The 24,535-nt window shown below is 52.7% G+C and carries 23 protein-coding genes; 19 read left to right on the plus strand and 4 right to left on the minus strand.

Features of this window, described 5'->3' with window-relative positions:
* The first annotated feature begins 381 nt into the window (after positions 1–381).
* The 13 genes from nuoA to nuoN all read left to right on the plus strand — a co-directional run bounded on the left by nuoA (position 382) and on the right by nuoN (position 15,408).
* Complete coding sequence (gene nuoA, locus ACJHYD_RS01430) at positions 382–825, plus strand: NADH-quinone oxidoreductase subunit NuoA (protein ID WP_000062997.1); 444 nt, start codon at positions 382–384, stop codon at positions 823–825.
* Positions 826–840: 15 nt separating this feature from the next.
* On the plus strand, positions 841–1,503 hold the full coding sequence (gene nuoB, locus ACJHYD_RS01435) for an NADH-quinone oxidoreductase subunit NuoB (protein WP_000386733.1): 663 nt from the start codon (positions 841–843) through the stop codon (positions 1,501–1,503).
* A gap of 93 nt (positions 1,504–1,596) precedes the next feature.
* The gene (gene nuoC, locus ACJHYD_RS01440; protein WP_000247878.1) at positions 1,597–3,399 is read left to right on the plus strand and encodes an NADH-quinone oxidoreductase subunit C/D; all 1,803 of its coding nucleotides are present in this window, start codon (positions 1,597–1,599) and stop codon (positions 3,397–3,399) included.
* Between the two features lie 2 nt (positions 3,400–3,401).
* Entirely contained in the window at positions 3,402–3,902 is a 501-nt protein-coding gene (gene nuoE / locus ACJHYD_RS01445; RefSeq protein ID WP_000545042.1) for an NADH-quinone oxidoreductase subunit NuoE, read from the plus strand.
* Positions 3,899–5,236: an NADH-quinone oxidoreductase subunit NuoF gene (nuoF, locus tag ACJHYD_RS01450; RefSeq protein WP_000789502.1), complete on the plus strand. Its 1,338-nt coding sequence runs from the start codon at positions 3,899–3,901 to the stop codon at positions 5,234–5,236. The genes nuoE and nuoF overlap by 4 nt, the downstream gene beginning before the upstream one ends.
* A gap of 52 nt (positions 5,237–5,288) precedes the next feature.
* Complete coding sequence (gene nuoG, locus ACJHYD_RS01455) at positions 5,289–8,015, plus strand: NADH-quinone oxidoreductase subunit NuoG (protein ID WP_001298783.1); 2,727 nt, start codon at positions 5,289–5,291, stop codon at positions 8,013–8,015.
* The gene (nuoH, locus tag ACJHYD_RS01460; protein WP_000118507.1) at positions 8,012–8,989 is read left to right on the plus strand and encodes an NADH-quinone oxidoreductase subunit NuoH; all 978 of its coding nucleotides are present in this window, start codon (positions 8,012–8,014) and stop codon (positions 8,987–8,989) included. The genes nuoG and nuoH overlap by 4 nt, the downstream gene beginning before the upstream one ends.
* A gap of 14 nt (positions 8,990–9,003) precedes the next feature.
* Positions 9,004–9,546 (plus strand): NADH-quinone oxidoreductase subunit NuoI, encoded by a 543-nt coding sequence (gene nuoI / locus ACJHYD_RS01465; protein ID WP_000172749.1) that lies wholly within the window; start codon positions 9,004–9,006, stop codon positions 9,544–9,546.
* Positions 9,547–9,557: 11 nt separating this feature from the next.
* Positions 9,558–10,112 (plus strand): NADH-quinone oxidoreductase subunit J, encoded by a 555-nt coding sequence (gene nuoJ / locus ACJHYD_RS01470; protein WP_410228793.1) that lies wholly within the window; start codon positions 9,558–9,560, stop codon positions 10,110–10,112.
* Positions 10,109–10,411, plus strand: coding sequence for an NADH-quinone oxidoreductase subunit NuoK (gene nuoK / locus ACJHYD_RS01475; protein WP_000612640.1), 303 nt, complete (start codon positions 10,109–10,111; stop codon positions 10,409–10,411). The genes nuoJ and nuoK overlap by 4 nt, the downstream gene beginning before the upstream one ends.
* Positions 10,408–12,249: an NADH-quinone oxidoreductase subunit L gene (gene nuoL, locus ACJHYD_RS01480; RefSeq protein WP_001551395.1), complete on the plus strand. Its 1,842-nt coding sequence runs from the start codon at positions 10,408–10,410 to the stop codon at positions 12,247–12,249. Before nuoK ends, nuoL begins: the two co-directional genes overlap by 4 nt.
* 165 nt (positions 12,250–12,414) lie before the next feature.
* Positions 12,415–13,944 carry an NADH-quinone oxidoreductase subunit M gene (nuoM, locus tag ACJHYD_RS01485; protein ID WP_000926441.1) on the plus strand — a complete coding sequence of 510 codons (1,530 nt, stop codon included), beginning with the start codon at positions 12,415–12,417 and terminating at the stop codon, positions 13,942–13,944.
* 6 nt (positions 13,945–13,950) lie between these two features.
* On the plus strand, positions 13,951–15,408 hold the full coding sequence (nuoN, locus tag ACJHYD_RS01490) for an NADH-quinone oxidoreductase subunit NuoN (protein WP_000156701.1): 1,458 nt from the start codon (positions 13,951–13,953) through the stop codon (positions 15,406–15,408).
* Between the two features lie 67 nt (positions 15,409–15,475).
* On the opposite strand, the gene ACJHYD_RS01495 is transcribed toward nuoN, so the two are convergent.
* Complete coding sequence (locus ACJHYD_RS01495; protein ID WP_001551394.1) at positions 15,476–15,979, minus strand: YfbM family protein; 504 nt, start codon at positions 15,977–15,979, stop codon at positions 15,476–15,478.
* Between the two features lie 102 nt (positions 15,980–16,081).
* Positions 16,082–17,053, minus strand: a complete 972-nt coding sequence (locus ACJHYD_RS01500; protein WP_001551393.1) for a M28 family metallopeptidase — start codon at positions 17,051–17,053, stop codon at positions 16,082–16,084.
* Positions 17,054–17,237: 184 nt separating this feature from the next.
* Here ACJHYD_RS01500 and ACJHYD_RS01505 point away from each other — a divergent pair, with 184 nt between their 5' ends.
* Positions 17,238–17,372, plus strand: a complete 135-nt coding sequence (locus ACJHYD_RS01505; protein ID WP_254911077.1) for a hypothetical protein — start codon at positions 17,238–17,240, stop codon at positions 17,370–17,372.
* 70 nt (positions 17,373–17,442) lie between these two features.
* Here ACJHYD_RS01505 and elaD read toward each other — a convergent pair whose 3' ends face one another.
* Both elaD and rbn read right to left on the minus strand, forming a co-directional pair.
* Positions 17,443–18,654, minus strand: a complete 1,212-nt coding sequence (gene elaD / locus ACJHYD_RS01510; RefSeq protein WP_019842282.1) for a deubiquitinase ElaD — start codon at positions 18,652–18,654, stop codon at positions 17,443–17,445.
* 187 nt (positions 18,655–18,841) lie between these two features.
* Positions 18,842–19,759 (minus strand): ribonuclease BN, encoded by a 918-nt coding sequence (gene rbn / locus ACJHYD_RS01515; RefSeq protein ID WP_001551391.1) that lies wholly within the window; start codon positions 19,757–19,759, stop codon positions 18,842–18,844.
* Between the two features lie 64 nt (positions 19,760–19,823).
* Between rbn and ACJHYD_RS01520 the strand changes: the two genes are divergently transcribed.
* From ACJHYD_RS01520 to menH, 5 genes are all read left to right on the plus strand, one after another.
* Complete coding sequence (locus ACJHYD_RS01520; protein ID WP_410228794.1) at positions 19,824–20,285, plus strand: GNAT family N-acetyltransferase; 462 nt, start codon at positions 19,824–19,826, stop codon at positions 20,283–20,285.
* A 54-nt stretch (positions 20,286–20,339) separates the two neighbouring features.
* The gene (gene elaB / locus ACJHYD_RS01525) at positions 20,340–20,645 is read left to right on the plus strand and encodes a stress response protein ElaB (RefSeq protein WP_000070621.1); all 306 of its coding nucleotides are present in this window, start codon (positions 20,340–20,342) and stop codon (positions 20,643–20,645) included.
* A gap of 78 nt (positions 20,646–20,723) precedes the next feature.
* Positions 20,724–22,019, plus strand: coding sequence for an isochorismate synthase MenF (gene menF, locus ACJHYD_RS01530; protein WP_001551390.1), 1,296 nt, complete (start codon positions 20,724–20,726; stop codon positions 22,017–22,019).
* 88 nt (positions 22,020–22,107) lie between these two features.
* Entirely contained in the window at positions 22,108–23,778 is a 1,671-nt protein-coding gene (gene menD / locus ACJHYD_RS01535; protein WP_001551389.1) for a 2-succinyl-5-enolpyruvyl-6-hydroxy-3-cyclohexene-1-carboxylic-acid synthase, read from the plus strand.
* Positions 23,775–24,533: a 2-succinyl-6-hydroxy-2,4-cyclohexadiene-1-carboxylate synthase gene (gene menH / locus ACJHYD_RS01540; protein WP_000600541.1), complete on the plus strand. Its 759-nt coding sequence runs from the start codon at positions 23,775–23,777 to the stop codon at positions 24,531–24,533. Before menD ends, menH begins: the two co-directional genes overlap by 4 nt.
* Positions 24,534–24,535 lie beyond the last annotated feature (2 nt).

Consider the following 24,535-nt stretch of genomic DNA (forward strand, 5'->3'; position numbering starts at 1 on the left):
AAAAGCGTGTCACAGATCAAGAAAATACTCTCTTTTGGGGGGAGGAATCGACACAAATTCCTGTCAAAATAGACCCGTATTTTTTCCATTGCTTCACAACGGACACGATTCAACAACATCTAATTATCCTGGAGTCGTCAAGGATCTGGGGTGAAAGGGCATTAAATGCTAATGGTGTTGATATTATGTAAACTAATGTGAAGAAACTTTTGTTAAAGTTGACAAAAGGTTATAGAAAGGAGTAAAAGACCACATCAATTAGCTGTATAAAAGAATTTCTACAGTGATTGTAAGGTTTTTTTTATTCCTCCCCATGAATCGATGTGGCGTCCATCTGCCGTGAAGAGCAGTGAATCTGGCGCTACTTTTGATGAGTAAGCAATGAGTATGTCAACATCCACTGAAGTCATCGCTCATCACTGGGCATTCGCTATCTTTCTTATCGTTGCCATTGGCCTGTGTTGCCTGATGCTGGTAGGCGGTTGGTTTTTAGGCGGTCGCGCACGCGCGAGGTCGAAAAACGTGCCGTTTGAATCCGGTATCGACTCGGTCGGCTCCGCCCGCTTACGCCTGTCCGCCAAGTTTTATCTGGTGGCCATGTTCTTCGTTATCTTCGACGTTGAAGCGCTGTATCTGTTCGCATGGTCAACCTCTATCCGCGAAAGCGGCTGGGTAGGCTTTGTGGAAGCTGCAATTTTTATTTTTGTGTTACTGGCAGGTCTGGTTTATCTGGTGCGTATTGGCGCGCTGGACTGGACGCCCGCGCGTTCACGCCGCGAGCGTATGAACCCGGAAACGAACAGTATCGCTAATCGTCAACGCTAACCGCGAGGCATTAAGATGGATTATACGCTCACCCGCATAGATCCCAACGGTGAGAACGACCGTTACCCCCTGCAAAAGCAGGAGATCGTAACCGACCCTCTGGAGCAAGAAGTTAACAAAAACGTGTTTATGGGCAAGCTCAATGACATGGTTAACTGGGGTCGTAAAAACTCAATTTGGCCGTATAACTTCGGTCTTTCCTGCTGTTACGTTGAGATGGTGACTTCGTTTACCGCGGTGCATGACGTGGCGCGTTTTGGCGCAGAAGTATTGCGTGCTTCGCCGCGTCAGGCTGACCTGATGGTGGTGGCAGGAACCTGCTTTACCAAAATGGCACCGGTTATTCAGCGTCTGTATGACCAGATGCTGGAGCCAAAATGGGTTATCTCAATGGGTGCCTGTGCCAACTCTGGCGGTATGTACGATATTTATTCCGTTGTGCAGGGCGTTGATAAATTCATCCCGGTTGATGTGTATATCCCGGGCTGCCCGCCGCGTCCTGAAGCGTACATGCAGGCACTGATGCTGTTGCAGGAATCTATCGGCAAAGAACGTCGTCCGCTCTCCTGGGTGGTTGGCGATCAGGGCGTTTATCGCGCCAATATGCAATCAGAGCGCGAACGCAAGCGCGGTGAACGCATTGCCGTAACCAACCTGCGTACACCTGACGAGATTTAATTTGCGCCTGTCGGCAAAGGGATTTTTCTTCGCTTATTCCTAAATCTATTTCGCGAAGCTTACTGCGCCGACAGTCACCACGGACCATTTGCAATGGTGAACAATATGACCGACTTAACCGCGCAAGAACCCGCCTGGCAGACCCGCGATCATCTTGATGATCCGGTGATTGGCGAACTGCGCAACCGTTTTGGGCCGGATGCCTTTACTGTTCAGGCGACTCGCACCGGGGTTCCCGTTGTGTGGATCAAGCGTGAACAATTACTGGAAGTTGGCGATTTCTTAAAGAAACTGCCGAAACCTTACGTCATGCTGTTTGACTTACACGGCATGGACGAACGTCTGCGCACACACCGCGAAGGGTTACCTGCCGCGGATTTTTCCGTTTTCTACCATCTGATTTCTATCGATCGTAACCGCGACATCATGTTGAAGGTGGCGCTGGCAGAAAACGACCTGCACGTACCGACCTTCACCAAACTGTTCCCGAACGCTAACTGGTATGAGCGTGAGACCTGGGATCTGTTTGGCATTACTTTCGACGGTCACCCGAACCTGCGCCGCATCATGATGCCGCAAACCTGGAAAGGTCACCCGCTGCGTAAAGATTACCCGGCGCGCGCTACCGAATTCTCGCCGTTTGAGCTGACCAAAGCCAAACAGGATCTGGAGATGGAAGCCCTGACCTTCAAACCGGAAGAGTGGGGGATGAAGCGCGGAACCGAAAACGAGGACTTCATGTTCCTCAACCTCGGCCCGAACCACCCGTCGGCGCACGGGGCTTTCCGTATCGTTTTGCAGCTCGATGGCGAAGAGATTGTCGACTGCGTACCAGACATCGGCTACCACCACCGTGGTGCGGAGAAAATGGGCGAGCGCCAGTCCTGGCATAGCTACATTCCGTATACCGACCGTATCGAATACCTCGGCGGCTGCGTTAACGAAATGCCTTACGTGCTGGCTGTAGAGAAACTGGCCGGGATCACCGTGCCGGATCGCGTTAACGTCATTCGCGTAATGCTTTCTGAGCTGTTCCGCATCAACAGCCATCTGCTGTATATCTCGACCTTTATTCAGGACGTCGGCGCAATGACGCCAGTGTTCTTCGCCTTTACCGATCGTCAGAAAATTTACGATCTGGTGGAAGCGATCACGGGTTTCCGTATGCACCCGGCGTGGTTCCGTATTGGCGGCGTAGCGCACGACCTGCCGCGTGGCTGGGATCGCCTGCTGCGTGAGTTCCTCGACTGGATGCCGAAACGTCTGGCGTCTTACGAGAAAGCGGCGCTGCAAAACACCATTCTGAAAGGTCGTTCCCAGGGCGTTGCCGCCTATGGCGCGAAAGAGGCGCTGGAGTGGGGCACCACCGGCGCGGGCCTGCGTGCTACCGGGATCGACTTCGACGTGCGTAAGGCGCGTCCGTATTCTGGCTATGAAAACTTCGACTTTGAAATCCCGGTGGGTGGTGGTGTTTCTGACTGCTACACCCGCGTAATGCTTAAAGTGGAAGAGCTGCGTCAGAGTCTGCGCATTCTTGAGCAGTGCCTCAACAACATGCCGGAAGGCCCGTTCAAAGCGGATCACCCGCTGACCACGCCGCCGCCGAAAGAGCGCACGCTGCAACATATCGAAACCCTGATCACCCACTTCCTGCAAGTGTCGTGGGGTCCGGTGATGCCAGCCAATGAATCTTTCCAGATGATTGAGGCGACCAAGGGGATCAACAGTTACTACCTGACCAGCGACGGTAGCACCATGAGTTATCGCACCCGTATCCGTACGCCGAGTTATGCGCATTTGCAGCAAATTCCGGCGGCGATCCGCGGCAGCCTGGTGTCTGACCTGATTGTTTATCTGGGCAGTATCGATTTTGTTATGTCAGATGTGGACCGCTAATTATGCACGAGAATCAACAACCACAAACCGAGGCTTTTGAGCTGAGTGCGGCAGAGCGTGAAGCGATTGAGCACGAAATGCACCACTACGAAGACCCGCGTGCGGCGTCCATTGAAGCGCTGAAAATCGTTCAGAAGCAGCGTGGCTGGGTGCCGGATGGCGCGATCCACGCGATCGCCGATGTGCTGGGTATTCCGGCGAGCGACGTCGAAGGTGTGGCAACGTTTTATAGCCAGATCTTCCGCCAGCCGGTTGGTCGCCATGTGATCCGTTATTGCGACAGCGTGGTCTGTCATATCAACGGTTATCAGGGTATTCAGGCGGCGCTCGAGAAAAAGCTGAACATCAAACCAGGGCAAACGACATTTGATGGCCGCTTTACGCTGCTGCCAACTTGCTGCCTGGGGAACTGTGATAAAGGGCCAAACATGATGATCGATGAGGACACTCACGCGCATCTGACCCCGGAAGCGATCCCTGAACTGCTGGAGCGGTATAAATGAAAAACATTATCCGTACTCCCGAAACGCATCCGCTGACCTGGCGTCTGCGCGATGACAAACAGCCAGTGTGGCTGGATGAATACCGCAGCAAAAACGGTTACGAAGGCGCGCGTAAGGCGCTGACCGGGCTGTCTCCGGACGAAATTGTTAATCAGGTAAAAGACGCTGGTCTGAAAGGGCGCGGCGGCGCGGGCTTTTCGACTGGCCTGAAATGGAGCCTGATGCCGAAAGACGAATCCATGAACATCCGTTACCTGCTATGTAACGCCGATGAAATGGAGCCGGGCACCTATAAAGACCGCCTGCTGATGGAGCAACTGCCGCACCTGCTGGTGGAAGGTATGCTTATCTCCGCGTTTGCGCTGAAAGCTTACCGTGGCTACATCTTCCTGCGTGGCGAATATATCGAAGCGGCAGTGAATCTGCGCCGTGCCATTGCCGAAGCCACCGAAGCAGGTCTGCTTGGCAAAAATATTATGGGAACAGGTTTTGACTTCGAACTGTTCGTCCATACCGGGGCAGGGCGCTACATCTGCGGGGAAGAAACCGCGTTAATCAACTCCCTGGAAGGGCGTCGTGCTAACCCACGCTCGAAACCCCCCTTCCCGGCAACCTCCGGCGTATGGGGCAAACCGACCTGTGTCAACAACGTCGAAACCCTGTGTAACGTTCCGGCGATCCTCGCTAACGGCGTGGAGTGGTATCAGAACATCTCGAAAAGTAAAGATGCTGGCACCAAGCTGATGGGCTTCTCCGGTCGGGTGAAAAATCCGGGCCTGTGGGAACTGCCATTCGGCACCACCGCACGCGAGATCCTCGAAGATTACGCCGGTGGTATGCGTGACGGTCTGAAATTCAAAGCCTGGCAGCCAGGCGGCGCTGGCACCGACTTCCTGACCGAAGCGCACCTTGATCTGCCGATGGAATTCGAAAGTATCGGTAAAGCGGGAAGCCGTCTGGGTACGGCGCTGGCGATGGCGGTTGACCATGAGATCAACATGGTGTCGCTGGTGCGTAACCTGGAAGAGTTTTTCGCCCGTGAGTCCTGTGGCTGGTGTACGCCGTGCCGCGACGGTCTGCCGTGGAGCGTGAAAATTCTGCGTGCGCTGGAGCGTGGCGAAGGTCAGCCGGGCGATATCGAAACACTTGAGCAACTGTGTCGATTCTTAGGCCCGGGTAAAACTTTCTGTGCCCACGCACCTGGTGCAGTGGAGCCGTTACAGAGCGCCATCAAATATTTCCGCGAAGAATTTGAGGCGGGAATCAAACAGCCGTTCAGCAATACCCATTTGATTAATGGGATTCAGCCGAACCTGCTGAAAGAGCGCTGGTAACCGAATTTCGATTAACGCTCAGTCTCTGACTGAGAAAACTGGAAGCATGCTAATGGCTACAATTCATGTAGACGGCAAAGAATACGAGGTCAACGGAGCGGACAACTTGCTGGAAGCTTGTCTGTCTCTGGGCCTTGATATTCCTTACTTTTGCTGGCATCCGGCGCTGGGAAGCGTCGGTGCTTGCCGCCAGTGTGCGGTGAAGCAATACCAAAACGCGGAAGACACGCGTGGTCGCCTGGTGATGTCCTGTATGACACCGGCTTCCGATGGCACCTTTATTTCCATTGACGATGAAGAAGCGAAACAGTTCCGTGAAAGTGTGGTCGAGTGGTTAATGACCAACCACCCGCACGACTGTCCGGTATGTGAAGAAGGCGGTAACTGCCATCTTCAGGATATGACCGTGATGACCGGACACAGCTTCCGTCGCTACCGTTTCACCAAACGTACCCACCGTAATCAGGATTTGGGGCCATTCATCTCTCACGAAATGAACCGCTGCATCGCCTGCTACCGCTGCGTGCGTTACTACAAAGATTACGCTGACGGCACGGACCTGGGCGTTTACGGTGCGCACGACAACGTCTACTTCGGTCGCCCGGAAGACGGCACGCTGGAAAGCGAATTTTCCGGTAACCTGGTCGAAATTTGCCCGACCGGCGTATTCACCGACAAAACGCACTCCGAGCGTTACAACCGTAAATGGGATATGCAGTTTGCGCCGAGCATCTGCCAGCAATGTTCCATCGGCTGTAACATCAGCCCCGGCGAGCGTTATGGCGAACTGCGTCGTATCGAAAACCGTTACAACGGTACGGTAAACCACTACTTCCTCTGCGACCGTGGTCGTTTCGGTTACGGTTACGTCAACCTGAAAGATCGTCCGCGTCAGCCAGTACAGCGTCGTGGCGATGATTTCATTACCCTCAATGCCGAACAGGCAATGCAGGGCGCAGCAGATATTCTGCGCCAGTCGAAGAAAGTGATCGGCATCGGTTCTCCGCGTGCCAGCGTAGAAAGCAACTTTGCGCTGCGTGAACTGGTGGGCGAAGAAAACTTCTATACCGGTATCGCTCACGGTGAGCAGGAACGTCTGCAACTGGCGCTGAAAGTGCTACGTGAAGGCGGCATTTATACGCCGGCACTGCGCGAAATCGAATCTTACGATGCGGTACTGGTGCTGGGCGAAGACGTTACCCAGACCGGCGCGCGCGTCGCGCTGGCAGTTCGTCAGGCGGTGAAAGGTAAAGCGCGCGAAATGGCGGCAGCACAGAAAGTGGCTGACTGGCAGATTGCGGCAATCCTCAACATCGGTCAACGTGCGAAGCATCCGCTGTTTGTTACCAACGTTGATGACACCCGTCTGGATGATATCGCGGCGTGGACTTACCGCGCACCGGTTGAAGATCAGGCGCGTTTAGGTTTTGCCATCGCCCATGCGCTGGACAACTCCGCACCAGCGGTTGACGGTATTGAACCTGAGCTGCAAAGCAAAATCGACGTCATCGTGCAGGCACTGGCTGGTGCGAAGAAACCGTTGATTATCTCCGGGACGAACGCCGGTAGCTTAGAGGTGATTCAGGCGGCGGCTAACGTCGCGAAAGCCCTGAAAGGTCGCGGCGCTGACGTTGGTATCACCATGATTGCTCGCTCTGTAAACAGCATGGGGCTGGGCATTATGGGGGGCGGTTCGCTTGAAGAAGCGTTGACCGAACTGGAAACCGGACGCGCCGACGCGGTGGTGGTGCTGGAAAACGATCTGCATCGTCACGCTTCCGCTACCCGCGTGAATGCTGCGCTGGCTAAAGCGCCGCTGGTGATGGTGGTTGACCATCAACGCACAGCGATTATGGAAAACGCCCATCTGGTACTTTCTGCTGCCAGCTTTGCTGAAAGCGACGGTACGGTAATTAATAATGAAGGTCGCGCCCAACGTTTCTTCCAGGTTTACGATCCGGCTTATTACGACAGCAAAACTGTCATGCTGGAAAGCTGGCGCTGGTTACACTCGCTGCATAGCACCTTGCTGAGCCGTGAAGTGGACTGGACGCAGCTCGACCATGTGATTGACGCTGTTGTGGCGAAAATCCCGGAACTGGCGGGTATCAAAGATGCTGCGCCGGATGCGACATTCCGTATTCGTGGGCAGAAACTGGCCCGTGAACCGCACCGTTACAGCGGTCGTACCGCCATGCGCGCCAATATCAGCGTTCATGAGCCGCGTCAGCCGCAGGATATTGACACCATGTTCACCTTCTCGATGGAAGGTAACAACCAGCCGACCGCGCACCGTTCGCAAGTGCCGTTTGCCTGGGCGCCAGGCTGGAACTCCCCGCAGGCGTGGAACAAATTCCAGGACGAAGTTGGCGGCAAACTGCGCTTTGGCGATCCGGGCGTGCGTCTGTTTGAAACCAGCGAAAACGGTCTGGATTACTTCACCAGCGTACCGGCACGCTTCCAGCCGCAGGACGGGAAATGGCGTATCGCGCCGTATTACCACCTGTTTGGCAGCGATGAATTGTCACAGCGTGCTCCGGTCTTCCAGAGCCGTATGCCGCAGCCGTACATCAAACTCAACCCAGCGGATGCCGCGAAGTTGGGTGTGAACGCGGGTACACGCGTCTCCTTTAGTTACGATGGCAACACGGTCACGCTGCCGGTTGAAATCGCCGAAGGGCTGACGGCAGGGCAGGTGGGCTTGCCGATGGGTATGTCCGGCATTGCTCCGGTGCTGGCGGGCGCGCATCTTGAGGATCTCAAGGAGGCACAACAATGAGTTGGATATCACCGGAACTGATTGAGATCCTGCTGACCATCCTCAAAGCGGTGGTGATCCTGCTGGTGGTTGTCACCTGTGGGGCATTCATGAGCTTTGGCGAACGTCGCCTGCTGGGTCTGTTCCAGAACCGTTACGGACCTAACCGTGTTGGCTGGGGCGGTTCGCTCCAGCTGGTCGCGGACATGATCAAGATGTTCTTTAAAGAAGACTGGATCCCGAAATTCTCGGATCGCGTCATCTTTACCCTGGCACCGATGATTGCCTTTACCTCGCTGCTGCTGGCCTTTGCGATTGTGCCAGTCAGCCCAGGTTGGGTGGTTGCCGACCTGAACATCGGGATTTTGTTCTTCCTGATGATGGCCGGTCTGGCGGTCTACGCGGTGCTGTTTGCGGGCTGGTCAAGTAACAACAAATACTCGCTGCTGGGTGCGATGCGTGCTTCTGCGCAGACTCTGAGCTACGAAGTGTTCCTCGGGCTTTCCCTGATGGGCGTGGTGGCGCAGGCCGGTTCATTCAACATGACCGACATCGTCAACAGCCAGGCGCATGTGTGGAACGTCATCCCGCAATTCTTTGGTTTTATTACCTTTGCCATCGCGGGCGTGGCGGTGTGTCACCGTCACCCGTTTGACCAGCCGGAAGCCGAGCAGGAACTGGCGGATGGTTACCACATTGAATATTCCGGCATGAAGTTCGGTCTGTTCTTCGTGGGCGAATACATCGGGATTGTGACCATCTCTGCACTGATGGTGACGCTGTTCTTCGGTGGCTGGCAAGGCCCGTTGTTACCGCCATTCATCTGGTTCGCGCTGAAAACCGCGTTCTTTATGATGATGTTCATTTTGATTCGTGCGTCGTTACCGCGTCCGCGTTATGACCAGGTAATGTCCTTCGGCTGGAAAATCTGCCTGCCGCTGACGCTGATCAACTTGCTGGTAACGGCGGCTGTCATTCTCTGGCAGGCGCAATAAGGGGCAATAAGACCATGACCTTAAAAGAATTGTTAGTAGGATTCGGCACCCAGGTTCGTAGTATCTGGATGATCGGCCTGCACGCGTTCGCCAAACGCGAAACGCGAATGTACCCGGAAGAACCGGTCTATCTGCCGCCCCGTTATCGTGGTCGTATCGTTCTGACCCGCGACCCGGACGGCGAAGAGCGTTGCGTAGCCTGTAACCTCTGCGCGGTAGCCTGCCCGGTCGGCTGTATCTCGCTGCAAAAAGCAGAAACCAAAGACGGTCGCTGGTATCCGGAATTTTTCCGCATCAACTTCTCACGCTGCATTTTCTGTGGTCTGTGCGAAGAAGCCTGTCCGACCACGGCGATTCAGTTAACCCCGGATTTCGAAATGGGGGAATACAAGCGCCAGGATCTGGTTTACGAGAAAGAGGATCTGCTGATCTCCGGTCCGGGCAAATACCCGGAATATAACTTCTACCGGATGGCAGGTATGGCAATCGACGGCAAAGATAAGGGCGAAGCAGAGAACGAAGCCAAGCCTATCGACGTCAAGAGCCTGTTACCGTAAGGAGAGGGGCAATGGAGTTCGCTTTTTATATCTGTGGCCTGATAGCCATACTTGCGACCTTGCGAGTGATCACCCATACCAATCCGGTACACGCACTGCTGTACCTGATTATTTCGCTGCTGGCGATCTCTGGGGTGTTCTTCTCACTGGGCGCTTACTTCGCCGGTGCGCTGGAAATTATCGCCTACGCGGGTGCCATTATGGTGCTGTTCGTGTTCGTGGTGATGATGCTCAACCTGGGCGGTTCAGAAATTGAACAGGAACGCCAGTGGCTGAAACCGCAGGTGTGGATTGGTCCGGCAATTTTGTCGGCCATCATGCTGGTGGTGATTGTTTACGCCATCCTCGGTGTTAACGATCAGGGTATCGACGGTACGCCAATCAGTGCTAAAGCAGTGGGTATTACGCTGTTCGGGCCTTACGTACTGGCGGTGGAACTGGCTTCTATGCTGCTGCTCGCGGGTCTGGTTGTGGCCTTCCACGTCGGTCGTGAAGAGCGTGCGGGTGAAGTGCTGAGCAATCGTAAAGACGACAGCGCGAAAAGAAAAACGGAGGAGCACGCATGATCCCCTTACAACATGGACTGATCCTCGCGGCAATCTTATTCATTCTTGGCTTAACTGGTCTGGTTATCCGTCGCAATCTGCTGTTTATGCTGATTGGTCTGGAAATCATGATTAACGCCTCCGCGCTGGCCTTTGTGGTCGCCGGAAGCTACTGGGGCCAGACCGACGGTCAGGTGATGTACATTCTCGCCATCAGCCTCGCGGCGGCAGAAGCGAGTATCGGCCTAGCGCTGCTGCTGCAACTTCACCGTCGTCGCCAGAACCTGAACATTGATTCAGTAAGTGAGATGCGCGGATGAACATGCTTGCCTTAACCATTATTTTGCCATTGATTGGCTTCGTCCTGCTGGCGTTCTCCCGTGGGCGCTGGTCTGAAAACGTCTCGGCGATCGTCGGCGTTGGCTCTGTGGGCCTGGCGGCGCTGGTAACTGCCTTTATCGGCGTTGACTTCTTCGCTAACGGTGAGCAGGCATACAGCCAGCCGCTGTGGACGTGGATGTCGGTAGGCGACTTTAACATCGGTTTTAACCTGGTGCTGGACGGCCTGTCGCTGACCATGCTCTCGGTGGTCACTGGTGTGGGTTTCCTTATTCACATGTACGCCTCCTGGTATATGCGCGGTGAAGAGGGCTACTCTCGCTTCTTCGCTTACACCAACCTGTTCATCGCCAGCATGGTAGTTCTGGTGCTTGCCGACAACCTGCTGCTGATGTACCTCGGCTGGGAAGGCGTGGGCCTGTGCTCCTATCTGCTGATCGGTTTCTATTACACCGATCCGAAGAATGGCGCAGCGGCAATGAAGGCATTCGTCGTGACCCGTGTGGGTGACGTCTTCCTCGCTTTCGCGCTGTTCATTCTTTACAACGAACTGGGCACCCTGAACTTCCGCGAAATGGTGGAACTGGCACCAGCGCACTTTGCTGACGGCAATAACATGCTGATGTGGGCGACGCTGATGCTGCTGGGCGGTGCGGTCGGTAAATCTGCGCAGTTGCCGTTGCAGACATGGCTTGCCGACGCGATGGCGGGCCCGACGCCTGTCTCCGCGCTGATCCACGCCGCAACCATGGTAACCGCGGGTGTCTACCTGATCGCCCGTAGCCACGGCCTGTTCCTGATGACGCCGGAAGTTCTGCATCTGGTGGGCATTGTTGGGGCGGTTACGCTGCTGCTGGCCGGTTTTGCCGCGCTGGTACAGACCGATATCAAACGTGTTCTCGCTTACTCTACCATGAGCCAGATTGGCTACATGTTCCTCGCGCTTGGCGTGCAGGCATGGGATGCGGCGATTTTCCACTTGATGACTCACGCGTTCTTTAAAGCGCTGCTGTTCCTGGCATCCGGTTCCGTCATTCTGGCCTGCCATCACGAACAGAACATCTTCAAGATGGGCGGTCTGCGTAAATCTATTCCGCTGGTTTATCTCTGCTTCCTGGTGGGCGGCGCAGCACTGTCGGCACTGCCGCTGGTCACTGCGGGCTTCTTCAGTAAGGATGAGATCCTCGCGGGTGCGATGGCGAATGGTCATATCAATCTGATGGTGGCTGGTCTGGTCGGTGCGTTTATGACCTCGCTCTACACCTTCCGTATGATTTTCATCGTCTTCCACGGAAAAGAACAAATTCACGCTCACGCCGTGAAAGGGATAACTCACAGCCTGCCGCTGATTGTGCTGCTGATCCTTTCCACCTTCGTTGGCGCACTGATTGTACCGCCGCTGCAGGGCGTGCTCCCGCAAACGACGGAGCTGGCGCACGGCAGCATGTTGACCCTGGAAATTACCTCTGGCGTGGTCGCGGTGGTCGGCATTCTGCTGGCAGCCTGGCTGTGGCTGGGTAAACGTACTCTGGTGACTTCCATCGCCAACAGTGCGCCGGGCCGTCTGCTGGGCACCTGGTGGTACAACGCCTGGGGCTTTGACTGGCTGTACGACAAAGTGTTCGTCAAGCCGTTCCTGGGTATTGCCTGGTTGCTGAAACGCGATCCGCTGAACTCAATGATGAACATCCCGGCTGTCCTTTCCCGCTTTGCAGGTAAAGGTCTGCTGTTAAGCGAGAACGGTTATCTGCGCTGGTATGTGGCATCCATGAGCATCGGTGCGGTCGTGGTGCTGGCACTGTTGATGGTACTGCGTTGAGTTAAGGATTGTGGGCTTGCCCCTGGGCATATAAGAACGTAGGTCGGATAAGCCGCCTTCGCGGCGCATCCGACACTACAACCACAATCCGAAGAGAATTTTCTGTCGTGAGAATTCGTTGAAAATCCGGTCCTGACGGGACTTTTACAAGGAATAAAGATCGCCATGTTACTACCCTGGCTAATATTAATTCCCTTTATCGGCGGCTTCCTGTGCTGGCAGACCGAACGCTTTGGCGTCAAGGTGCCGCGCTGGATCGCGCTGATCACCATGGGATTGACGCTGGCGCTGTCGCTGCAACTGTGGTTGCAGGGCGGTTATTCACTGACGCAATCCGCCGGAATTCCGCAGTGGCAGTCTGAATTCGACATGCCGTGGATCCCGCGTTTTGGTATCTCTATCCATCTCGCCATTGACGGGCTATCGCTGCTGATGGTCGTGCTGACTGGTCTGCTCGGTGTGCTGGCGGTACTCTGTTCGTGGAAAGAGATCGAAAAATATCAGGGCTTCTTCCACCTCAACCTGATGTGGATCCTGGGCGGCGTTATCGGCGTGTTCCTTGCCATCGACATGTTCCTGTTCTTCTTCTTCTGGGAAATGATGCTGGTGCCGATGTACTTCCTGATCGCACTGTGGGGGCATAAAGCCTCTGACGGTAAAACGCGTATCACGGCGGCAACCAAGTTCTTCATTTACACCCAGGCGAGTGGTCTGGTGATGTTGATCGCCATCCTGGCGCTGGTTTTTGTTCACTACAATGCGACCGGCGTCTGGACCTTCAACTATGAAGAGCTGTTGAATACGCCAATGTCCAGTGGTGTGGAATATCTGTTGATGCTGGGCTTCTTCATCGCATTTGCGGTGAAAATGCCGGTGGTTCCGCTGCATGGCTGGCTGCCGGATGCGCACTCACAGGCTCCAACCGCCGGTTCCGTGGACCTCGCGGGGATCTTGCTGAAAACCGCCGCTTACGGTCTGCTGCGTTTCTCCCTACCGCTGTTCCCGAACGCGTCGGCAGAGTTCGCGCCAATCGCCATGTGGCTGGGTGTTATCGGCATCTTCTACGGTGCGTGGATGGCCTTCGCCCAGACCGATATCAAACGTCTGATCGCCTACACCTCGGTTTCCCACATGGGCTTCGTGCTGATTGCTATCTACACTGGCAGCCAGTTGGCCTACCAGGGCGCGGTAATCCAGATGATTGCGCACGGCTTGTCAGCGGCGGGTCTGTTTATTCTCTGCGGTCAGCTTTATGAACGTATCCATACCCGCGACATGCGCATGATGGGCGGTCTGTGGAGCAAGATGAAATGGCTGCCAGCACTGTCGCTGTTCTTTGCGGTGGCAACGCTTGGGATGCCTGGCACCGGTAACTTCGTCGGCGAATTTATGATTCTGTTCGGCAGCTTCCAGGTTGTCCCGGTGATTACCGTTATCTCTACCTTTGGGCTGGTCTTTGCCTCTGTTTATTCGCTGGCGATGTTACATCGCGCTTACTTCGGTAAAGCGAAAAGCCAGATTGCCAGCCAGGAACTGCCAGGGATGTCGCTGCGTGAGCTGTTTATGATCCTGTTGCTGGTGGTGCTGCTGGTACTGCTGGGCTTCTATCCGCAGCCGATTCTGGATACCTCGCACTCCGCGATTGGCAATATCCAGCAGTGGTTTGTTAATTCCGTTACTACTACAAGGCCGTAAATCGCCATGACAATAACTCCACAAAACCTGATCGCACTGCTACCGTTGCTGATCGTCGGCTTGACGGTGGTGGTTGTGATGCTCTCCATTGCGTGGCGACGCAATCATTTCCTCAACGCTACGCTCTCGGTTATTGGGCTTAACGCGGCGCTGGTTTCGCTCTGGTTTGTCGGCCAGGCGGGCGCTATGGACGTTACGCCACTGATGCGCGTTGATGGTTTCGCCATGCTTTACACCGGGCTGGTATTGTTGGCGAGCCTCGCCACCTGTACTTTCGCCTACCCGTGGCTTGAAGGCTATAACGACAACAAGGACGAGTTCTACCTGTTGGTGTTAATTGCCGCGCTGGGCGGGATCCTGCTGGCGAATGCCAACCATCTGGCGTCTTTGTTCCTCGGTATTGAACTGATCTCTTTGCCGCTGTTTGGCCTGGTCGGTTACGCTTTCCGCCAGAAACGTTCGCTGGAAGCAAGTATCAAATACACCATTCTCTCTGCCGCAGCGTCTTCTTTCCTGCTGTTCGGTATGGCGCTGGTGTATGCGCAGTCTGGCGACCTGTCGTTTGTCGCGCTGGGTAAAAACCTCGGCGACGGTATGCTCAACGAGCCGCTGTTGCTGGCAGGTTTCGGCCTGATGATTGTTGGCCTCGGCTTCAAACTCTCTCTGGTGCCGTTCCACCTGTGGACGCCAGACGTATACCAGGGCGCGCCTGCGCCGGTTTCCACTTTCCTGGCGACGGCGAGCAAAATCGCTATCTTCGGTGTGGTGATGCGTCTGTTCCTCTACGCACCGGTGGGTGACAGCGAAGCGATTCGGGTGGTGCTGGCGATTATCGCCTTTGCCTCCATCATCTTCGGTAACCTGATGGCGCTGAGCCAGACCAATATCAAACGTTTGCTCGGTTACTCATCTATCTCTCACCTCGGCTATCTGCTGGTGGCGCTGATTGCGCTGCAAACCGGCGAGATGTCGATGGAAGCGGTAGGGGTTTACCTGGCCGGTTATCTGTTCAGCAGCCTCGGCGCGTTCGGCGTGGTCAGCCTGATGTCCAGCCCGTATCGTGGCCCGGATGCTGATTCCCTGTTCTCTTACCGCGGTCTGTTCTGGCATCGCCCGATCCTCGCGGCGGTGATGACGGTGATGATGCTGTCTCTGGCCGGTATTCCGATGACGCTGGGCTTTATTGGTAAGTTCTACGTGCTGGCGGTCGGTGTCCAGGCACACTTGTGGTGGCTGGTGGGTGCCGTGGTTGTCGGTTCGGCAATCGGCCTCTACTACTACCTGCGCGTGGCGGTGAGCTTGTATCTTCACGCCCCGGAACAACCGGGTCGCGATGCACCTTCAAACTGGCAGTACAGCGCGGGCGGTATCGTGGTGCTGATCTCTGCACTGTTGGTACTGGTGCTGGGTGTATGGCCACAACCGCTGATTAGCATTGTGCGGTTGGCCATGCCGCTGATGTAAGCAGTCAGTTTGTAAGTCAGAAAGCCGCCGACATGTTCGGCGGTTTTTTTTTGGTGCCCTGACCCCATCACCCAACAATAACCGTCAGCGCATGATTCCCTTGTCGCAGCATACGTCGATACGCACTAATCAGCTTTTCCATATCAAGCATGATCGAAGCAAAGAGTTGCCCCTCTAACTCTTCTGAAAAAGTCACACCAGGGTAAATCTCCATTTCATTGAGTCGTTTAATGGAAAACTGTTTACGCAGCTCACTTCGATCCAGAGCTTCCAGTCGGTCGATTGTCGCGGCTAACTCCTGATTCCAGGTCAATCCCAGGAAGCCATCTATGCCATCTTCGAGGCTGTGTTCACCAAGCACGGCACGACTCAGCGGATCATTATTCGCGGGATCAAAAGCAGAGGTGCCTGTCAGCCCAAAGTGTAAAAAATCCCAGCGTTTATCAATATCCAGTCGGCGTAATCCTGAAAGCGTGTCATGAATATTGTCCATTAAGGGTTTTTCAGTAGACTCAAGCAGTTGGTTAATCTTATCTGAGTCAATTTCTGCAAAATAGCCAATCATTCCCATTTTATTTTCCTCCGTTGAATTTCATGTTTCGCATCTTAAAACAGACGAGGGAAAATAAAATGTACATGTCGCTTTTTCTGGACCCGCCTCGAGAAATTTTTATTATTTACTGTTGTATAACAAAGTTATAACCCCATCCACTACCTGAGCCATTTTCTGATAATTCAATCTGTCTGCGGTATCACCGGGCAAGTGGTATTGTTTATTACGATAAAAAGCGGTGTCAGTAATCATTACTGCGGGAATATCGTGTTGCCAATAATTCAGGTGGTCAGAGAAATCAATACCGGGAATAAACCCTGGGGCATTCATAGAATAAACAGATAAATCCCGGGATGACAACAATGCCGCTTTTACCTGACGAACGGCGTTGATATCCTGCATTCTGCCGACCACGGCAATAAAGTCTCCCCGATCGGGATAAAGCCAGGACATTGCCGGGTAAGGGTAATCCTGACTACCAGGCGCAGAGTCGTAATAGCCAATCATCTCCAGCGCTATCATTAATCTCACTGGACGCTCAAGCGAAGCTGCATGTACCGCGCTCCCCATTTCATCGCTACGAAAGAAGGGCGGTTCTTCCGACGCATAGGCGACCAGCTGCACGCCAGTTTTCGGTGCTTGCTGCTGTAACAAACGTGCCAGTTCGAGTAATCCTGCCACGCCGCTGGCGTTATCATCCGCGCCCGGCGTATAGGTCAATTGATCATTTTCATAACTACTGACAGAGTCATAGTGCGCACCAATAATAATCAGCGGTCCATCGGCAGGACCATAATCAGCAACAATGTTTTTGTAGGGGCCACCCGCAATGGGGACGTCCTGCGCGGTAACTCTGGCACCGCTACTGACAAAGACCTCTTTTATATACTCTGCGGACCTATTCAGATTATCAATATTGTCGGCACTACGTGGATGCACAGTTTGTGTAAGATAACGAACTGTTTTTTCTAATTGCTCAGGACTTGCGTGTCGGGGCGTTGGCGGTAATGCATTGACCCAGGGTTGGTAAAAAATAATAAAAGGAAGTGATAGTAGTAATGATATAAAACAAAGAGGTGTTATTTTTTTCATATGTAAATTATCAATAAAAGGCGTTATTTCATTATTATTTATAATGAGTTATGAGCGTTTATTTTATTACGGTTGGTAAGAATATACAAAAAATATTTTTTCAGTGGCTTCGCTATTTTAAAAAGGAATTCATATGAGAAATAAAAAATAATTATGTTATTTATTGGTCGATTGAATTGACAGGGTGCAGAAATCTGAGGGTAAGAAAAGTCAGCAACAACAATCCACTACATCAACAGACCAGCAATCGCGTGCCGCGATACGCTGGAAATACCCGCAGATTGAACTGGCGGGTGGTGTGACTGACATCAGCCAGTGATGACTTTTTAGCAAACTATGTTCGACCAGTCAGCATATTTGCTGACTGGTCGAATTAATTAACAATGATGTTAACTTACTCTTTTGCCTGATGCTCTGTTTTGGGGTTGTGAGTGTTTTATTTCTAAGTCTCTATAATAATCATTGATATTTGCATCGCCATATTTATCTAAATAACAATTTCTGTTTACCTGTCGATGTTGAAAATCAATTTCGTACTGCTCTTCTGCTGAATATTTTTTAAATCTGTCAGCATAGTTTTTTAATAACGTATAGTGGGCGCTGTCAGAATTACTTTCCCTTTGTTCAATCACTTCCTGGGCTGCCATGCACACAAATGCACCGCAACTTTGGCTTAAATATTGCTGAAGATCGGCATGTAAAAATATTATCTCGGGTTCAGTTAAATGAACTTTTATATTATTATTCGACATTTCTCTCATGAGTTCAGAATTAAAACTATTAATGATACGCTTAAGTGAATTTTCTTTTTCATGGCCTAGTGCACGTAATGAATTGAATATGATGCATTTTATTTGTTGTGTGTTATTTTTTTCATTAACTATTTTTTGTAGCGAAACTAATATCCAGTGTCCGCCAGTATTTATGGGGAATAACTGGACTGCTTTCGGCCATAATGGATCGCTCTTAATATTATCATTGAGAGCGACTTCCAGGTAAGTGCTGTTGGAATTGGGGAGGTAGAAATCAGTAGGATAATTGACTTGAGTATTTTTTGCATTAGCGGCTATCTTTTTAAGATAGCAAGCTATTTCATCTGTGGTTAATTGACGATTTTTATCCCAGAAGTTTGTACCATCGCTCAGTTCATTATTCTTATCATTTAAAAGTACCTTTGAAAGCGACTGTTTTTCTGATATAAGAGGAATGTCCTCACCGATAATTGTCATTAATTTCGAAGGGGAGAATAGTTTTTTGAACAGGAGATCATCTGAATCATGTGATTTGAGGGGGTGTTTGGTTGCGGTATGTGCCAAATTATATAATTTTAAACAGGCATTTTTAATAAGTCGGATAATCGATAGGGTCTCATTTGTTGGGTTTCTAACAATATGGTAAAGAATATCTTCAGCTTTTTTCCCAAATTCATCATAACCTAACGCAATGTTATGCAGTAACTCAATACTTTCTTCATCTCCGGATAACGCTGTTTTTTTTAAAGACTGCAGTAATTCCTCGGTCACAGTAAATTTTTCTGCAAATGTCTGACAGAGTTGGGTTTGAGATAATTGACAATAATTGCTGACAACTGTAACCATCATAGGCTCCTTTTAGTTGCAAAGGTTGTGCTGAATGAAGATAAAAAGAGGCAACTTATTGCTCTGAATATAGTGCGTAAGGAGATGAATAAATATCAAAAATCGCTCAATATGCCCGTGTGGGGGGATATATGTAGCGCGGGTTGCGATAACAGGGCAAGTTTCGCCCTGTTTTTAATAATAAGCAGAGTTAAACGTTAAACACGGTGAAATCATTCGCCAGTTCAGTCGCCGGGAAAATTGACCTGCATTCACGTAACAGGTGCTGACAACCTTTGTCATCATAGCGCGAGCTGACGTGGGTAATGATTAGCTTACCGACTCCAGCCTCACGGGCCAGTGTCGCAGCCTGGCGTGTAGAGCTGTGGCCGCGACTATTGGCTTTGGCTTCCATGGTTATATCCAGCGTCGCTTCGTGCACCATGACATCGACACCTTTAGCCAGGTCAAGTGCGGCATCGCAGGGGCCGGTATCGCCGAAAATAGCGAGCGCTTTACCTGGCACTGGAGCGGCTAAGTAATCTGCGCCGTTAATCTGCCTTCCATCTTCCAGCATGATTGTTTTGCCCGCTTTTAATTCCTGAAACAGTGGGCCAGGCGGTACGCCAGCAGCTTTTAATGCCTGGGCATTTAATGCACCCGGTTTATCATGTTCTTCAATACGATAGCCATAGCATTCCAGTGGGTGTTCCAGCGGATAAGCGGTCACTTTGCGCAGGCCATCATCGAAAATTTCGCCAGCGCCAATTTCGACAATTTCCAGCGGATAATCGGTCCATGAGCCGCTAATCCGCAGCGTGGTCTCCACAAATTCACGGATACCTTGCGGACCATAAATCGTTAAGGGTTGGACAATACCAGACATAGAACGACTGCACAGCAAGCCGGGTAAACCAAAGAGATGATCGCCATGAAGGTGACTGATAAAAATCTTGTCCAGTTTTCCAGGGTTAAAGGCGGTATGCAGTAGCTGATGCTGGGTGCCTTCACCGCAGTCAAACAACCAAAGACCGCTCTGGGTCGGATGTTGCAGGTTAAGCAATATTGCCGTGACATTGCGCGTACGGGTTGGCACACCGGCTGAAGTACCTAAAAAAATTAATTCCATGAGTTCATCACGTTTCAAAAAATATTCCGGCTAGTATAAGGCATACATCTAAAAGGAGAGCATTATGATTGAATGGCAAGATCTGCATCACTCTGAATTATCGGTTTCCCAGCTTTATGCCTTATTACAACTGCGTTGCGCGGTGTTTGTTGTTGAGCAGAATTGCCCTTATCAGGATATCGATGGTGATGATTTGACGGGGGATAATCGCCATATTCTCGGTTGGAAAAATGATGAACTGGTCGCGTATGCGAGGATTCTGAAAAGTGATGATGATCTTGAGCCGGTCGTTATTGGTCGGGTGATTGTTAGTGATGCGTTGCGTGGCGAAAAAGTGGGGCAGCAGCTGATGAATAAAACACTCGAAACATGTACGCGTCACTGGCCTGATAAACCTGTTTACCTCGGGGCGCAGGCGCATCTGCAAAACTTCTACCAGAGTTTTGGCTTTATCCCTGTGACGGAGGTCTATGAAGAAGATGGTATCCCACACATTGGGATGGCACGCGAGGTAATTCAGGCGTAATCAATAACCCTTGTCTATAGTTAGTGACAGGTTTTACGCAAATGGAGAACGAGAATGTCTAATCAGTTTGGTGATACACGTATCGATGATGACCTGACGCTGCTTAGTGAAACACTGGAAGAGGTGCTCCGCTCCTCTGGCGATCCCGCCGATCAGAAATATGTTGAGCTGAAAGCGCGTGCAGAAAAAGCGCTGGATGATGTGAAAAAACGGGTTAGCCAGGCTTCAGACAGTTATTACTATCGGGCGAAGCAGGCTGTTTATCGTGCTGATGACTACGTCCACGAAAAACCCTGGCAAGGAATTGGTGTGGGCGCGGCCGTTGGGCTGGTACTAGGACTGTTGCTGGCACGCCGTTAAAACCTCCCTACACCGGGGTACTGCATTTTTTTTGTAGTACCCCGTATAATGTGAGGCTTTTAACAGGGAGAGGTCCGCGTGCAATCACTTACTACGGCGCTGGAAAATCTACTGCGCCATTTGTCGCAAGAGATTCCGGCGACACCCGGCATTCGGGTTATTGATATTCCTTTCCCTCTCAAAGACGCTTTTGATGCCTTGAGCTGGCTGGCCAGTCAGCAAACGTACCCGCAATTCTACTGGCAACAACGTAATGGTGATGAAGAAGCTGCCGTCCTGGGCGCGATTACCCGTTTTACGTCGTTGGACCAGGCACAAACGTTTCTTCGTCAGCACCCGAAACACGCCGACTTACGCATCTGGGGGCTGAATGCGTTTGACCCGTCGCAGGGCAATTTACTTTTACCACGCCTGGAATGGCGACGCTGTGGCGGTAAAGCCACGCTGAGGCTGACGCTATTCAGCGAAAGCTCCCTTCAGCATGATGCGATTAAGGCAAAAGAATTTATCGCCACACTGGTGAGTATCAAGCCCTTGCCTGGGTTACATTTAACCACCACCCGAGAACAACACTGGCCGGACAAAACGGGGTGGACGCAATTAATCGAACTGGCAACGAAAACCATCGCCGAAGGTGAGCTCGACAAAGTGGTGCTTGCTCGGGCAACTGACCTGCATTTCGCAAGTCCGGTCAATGCGGCAGCGATGATGGCTGCCAGTCGTCGGCTTAATCTGAACTGCTATCATTTTTATATGGCCTTTGATGGCGAAAATGCTTTTCTTGGCTCTTCACCGGAACGGCTATGGCGGCGGCGTGACAAAGCGCTGCGTACTGAAGCGCTGGCGGGAACGGTAGCAAATCATCCTGATGATAAGCAGGCGCAGCGGTTGGGTGAGTGGCTGATGGCGGATGATAAAAACCAGCGTGAGAACATGTTGGTGGTGGAAGATATCTGCCAACGATTACAGGCCGATACCCAAACGCTGGATGTTTTACCGCCGCAGGTACTGCGTCTGCGTAAAGTGCAGCATCTTCGCCGCTGTATCTGGACTTCACTCAACAAAGCGGATGATGTGATCTGTTTACATCAGTTGCAGCCAACGGCAGCAGTTGCTGGCTTACCGCGCGATCTGGCGCGACAGTTTATCGCCCGTCACGAACCGTTCACCCGAGAATGGTACGCCGGTTCTGCGGGCTATCTCTCTTTACAACAAAGCGAATTCTGCGTTTCCCTGCGCTCAGCAAAAATCAGTGGCAATGTCGTGCGACTATATGCTGGCGCGGGCATTGTCCGTGGTTCCGACCCCGAGCAAGAGTGGCAGGAAATCGACAACAAAGCGGCAGGGCTGCGTACTTTATTACAAATGGAATAGTAATGAGTCGCATCATTACCGATTCATATCAATAATCTATTTTTGTAGCTCCTTATACTTAGCCGCAATATTGATACCGGACAAACTCATGTCAGTAAGCGCATTTAACCGACGCTGGGCGGCGGTCATTCTGGAAGCATTAACGCGTCACGGCGTAAGACACATCTGTATCGCCCCTGGCTCGCGTTCTACACCGTTAACGTTAGCGGCGGCGGAGAATTCCGCATTCATTCACCACACCCATTTCGATGAGCGTGGACTGGGGCATCTGGCGCTGGGGCTGGCGAAAGTCAGCAAGCAGCCGGTGGCGGTGATTGTGACCTCCGGCACGGCGGTAGCAAATCTCTATCCTGCACTGATTGAAGCTGGGTTAACCGGAGAAAAACTGATCCTGTTAACCGCCGATCGCCCGCCGGAGCTAATTGACTGCGGCGCGAATCAGGCGATTCGTCAGCCGGGAATGTTCGCCTCTCACCCCACGCACAGTATTTCACTGCCGCGCCCGACCCAGGATATCCCCGCACGTTGGCTGGTTTCTACCATCGACCACGCTCTCGGTACGCTTCATGCTGGTGGAGTCCATATCAACTGCCCGTTTGCTGAACCGCTGTATGGCGAAATGGACGACACCGGGCTTAGCTGGCAACAGCGGCTGGGCGACTGGTGGCATGACGACAAACCGTGGCTGCGTGAAGCGCCTCGTCTGGAAAGTGAAAAACAGCGCGACTGGTTCTTCTGGCGACAAAAGCGCGGCGTGGTGGTTGCCGGGCGCATGAGTGCGGAAGAGGGCAAAAAAGTCGCACTGTGGGCGCAAACTCTTGGCTGGCCGCTGATCGGTGACGTGCTGTCGCAAACCGGACAGCCGCTGCCGTGTGCCGATCTCTGGTTAGGCAATGCCAAAGCGACCAGCGAACTGCAACAGGCGCAAATTGTGGTGCAACTGGGAAGCAGCCTGACGGGCAAACGGCTCCTGCAATGGCAGGCAAGCTGTGAACCCGAAGAGTACTGGATTGTTGATGACATTGAAGGGCGACTTGATCCGGCACACCATCGCGGACGTCGCTTAATTGCCAATATTGCCGACTGGCTGGAGCAACATCCGGCAGAAAAACGCCAGCCCTGGTGCGTTGAAATCCCGCGCCTGGCTGAACAGGCAATGCAGGCGGTTATTGCCCGTCGCGATGCGTTTGGCGAAGCGCAACTGGCGCATCGCATCAGCGACTATTTGCCTGAACAGGGGCAATTGTTTGTCGGTAACAGCCTGGTGGTACGTCTGATTGATGCGCTTTCGCAACTTCCGGCAGGTTACCCGGTGTACAGCAACCGAGGTGCCAGCGGTATCGACGGGCTGCTCTCAACTGCTGCTGGCGTTCAGCGGGCCAGTGGCAAACCGACGCTGGCGATTGTGGGCGATCTCTCAGCACTTTACGATCTCAACGCGCTGGCGTTATTACGTCAGGTTTCCGCGCCGCTGGTATTAATTGTGGTGAACAACAATGGCGGGCAAATTTTCTCGCTGTTGCCAACGCCGAAAAACGAGCGCGAGCGTTTCTATCTGATGCCGCAAAACGTCCATTTTGAGCACGCCGCCGCGATGTTCGAGCTGAAATATCATCGTCCGCAAAACTGGCAGGAACTTGAAACGGCACTTGCCGACGCCTGGCGCACGCCGACCACCACGGTAATTGAAATGGTGGTTAACGACACCAATGGTGCGCAAACCCTCCAGCAACTGCTGGCGCAGGTTAGCCATTTATGATCCTGCACGCGCAGGCAAAACACGGTAAACCAGGTTTACCCTGGCTGGTGTTTTTGCACGGTTTTTCCGGCGATTGCCATGAATGGCAAGAAGTGGGCGAGGTGTTTGCCAACTACTCGCGGTTGTATGTTGATCTCCCAGGTCACGGTGGTTCGGCGGCGATTCGCGTCGATGGATTTGATGATGTCACCGGCTTACTGCGCAAAACTCTGGTTAGTTACAACATCCTTAACTTCTGGCTGGTGGGGTACTCGCTTGGCGGACGGGTGGCGATGATGGCGGCTTGTCAGGGGATGCCGGGGCTTTGTGGGGTTATTGTCGAAGGCGGGCACCCTGGGTTGCAAAATGCTGAACAACGCACGGAACGTCAGCGTTCCGATCGCCAATGGGCGCAGCGTTTTCGCACAGAACCGTTAACGGCGGTATTTGCTGACTGGTATCAACAGCCTGTTTTTGCCTCACTCAATGACGAACAACGCCGGGAGCTGGTTGCGCTGCGCAGCAACAATAATGGCGCAACGCTTGCCGCCATGCTGGAGGCGACTTCTCTCGCCGTCCAGCCCGATTTACGTGCTAACCTTAGCGCCCGCACATTTGCGTTTTATTATTTATGTGGTGAACGTGACAGCAAATTCCGCGCCCTGGCGGCGGAACTGGCTGCCGAATGCCATGTCATTCCTCGCGCCGGACATAACGCGCATCGGGAAAATCCCGCTGGCGTAATCGCAAGTCTGGCGCAGATCTTGCGTTTCTGACT

The organism is Escherichia sp. WS1368 (genome assembly GCF_046487485.1).
GTDB lineage: Bacteria > Pseudomonadota > Gammaproteobacteria > Enterobacterales > Enterobacteriaceae > Escherichia > Escherichia coli.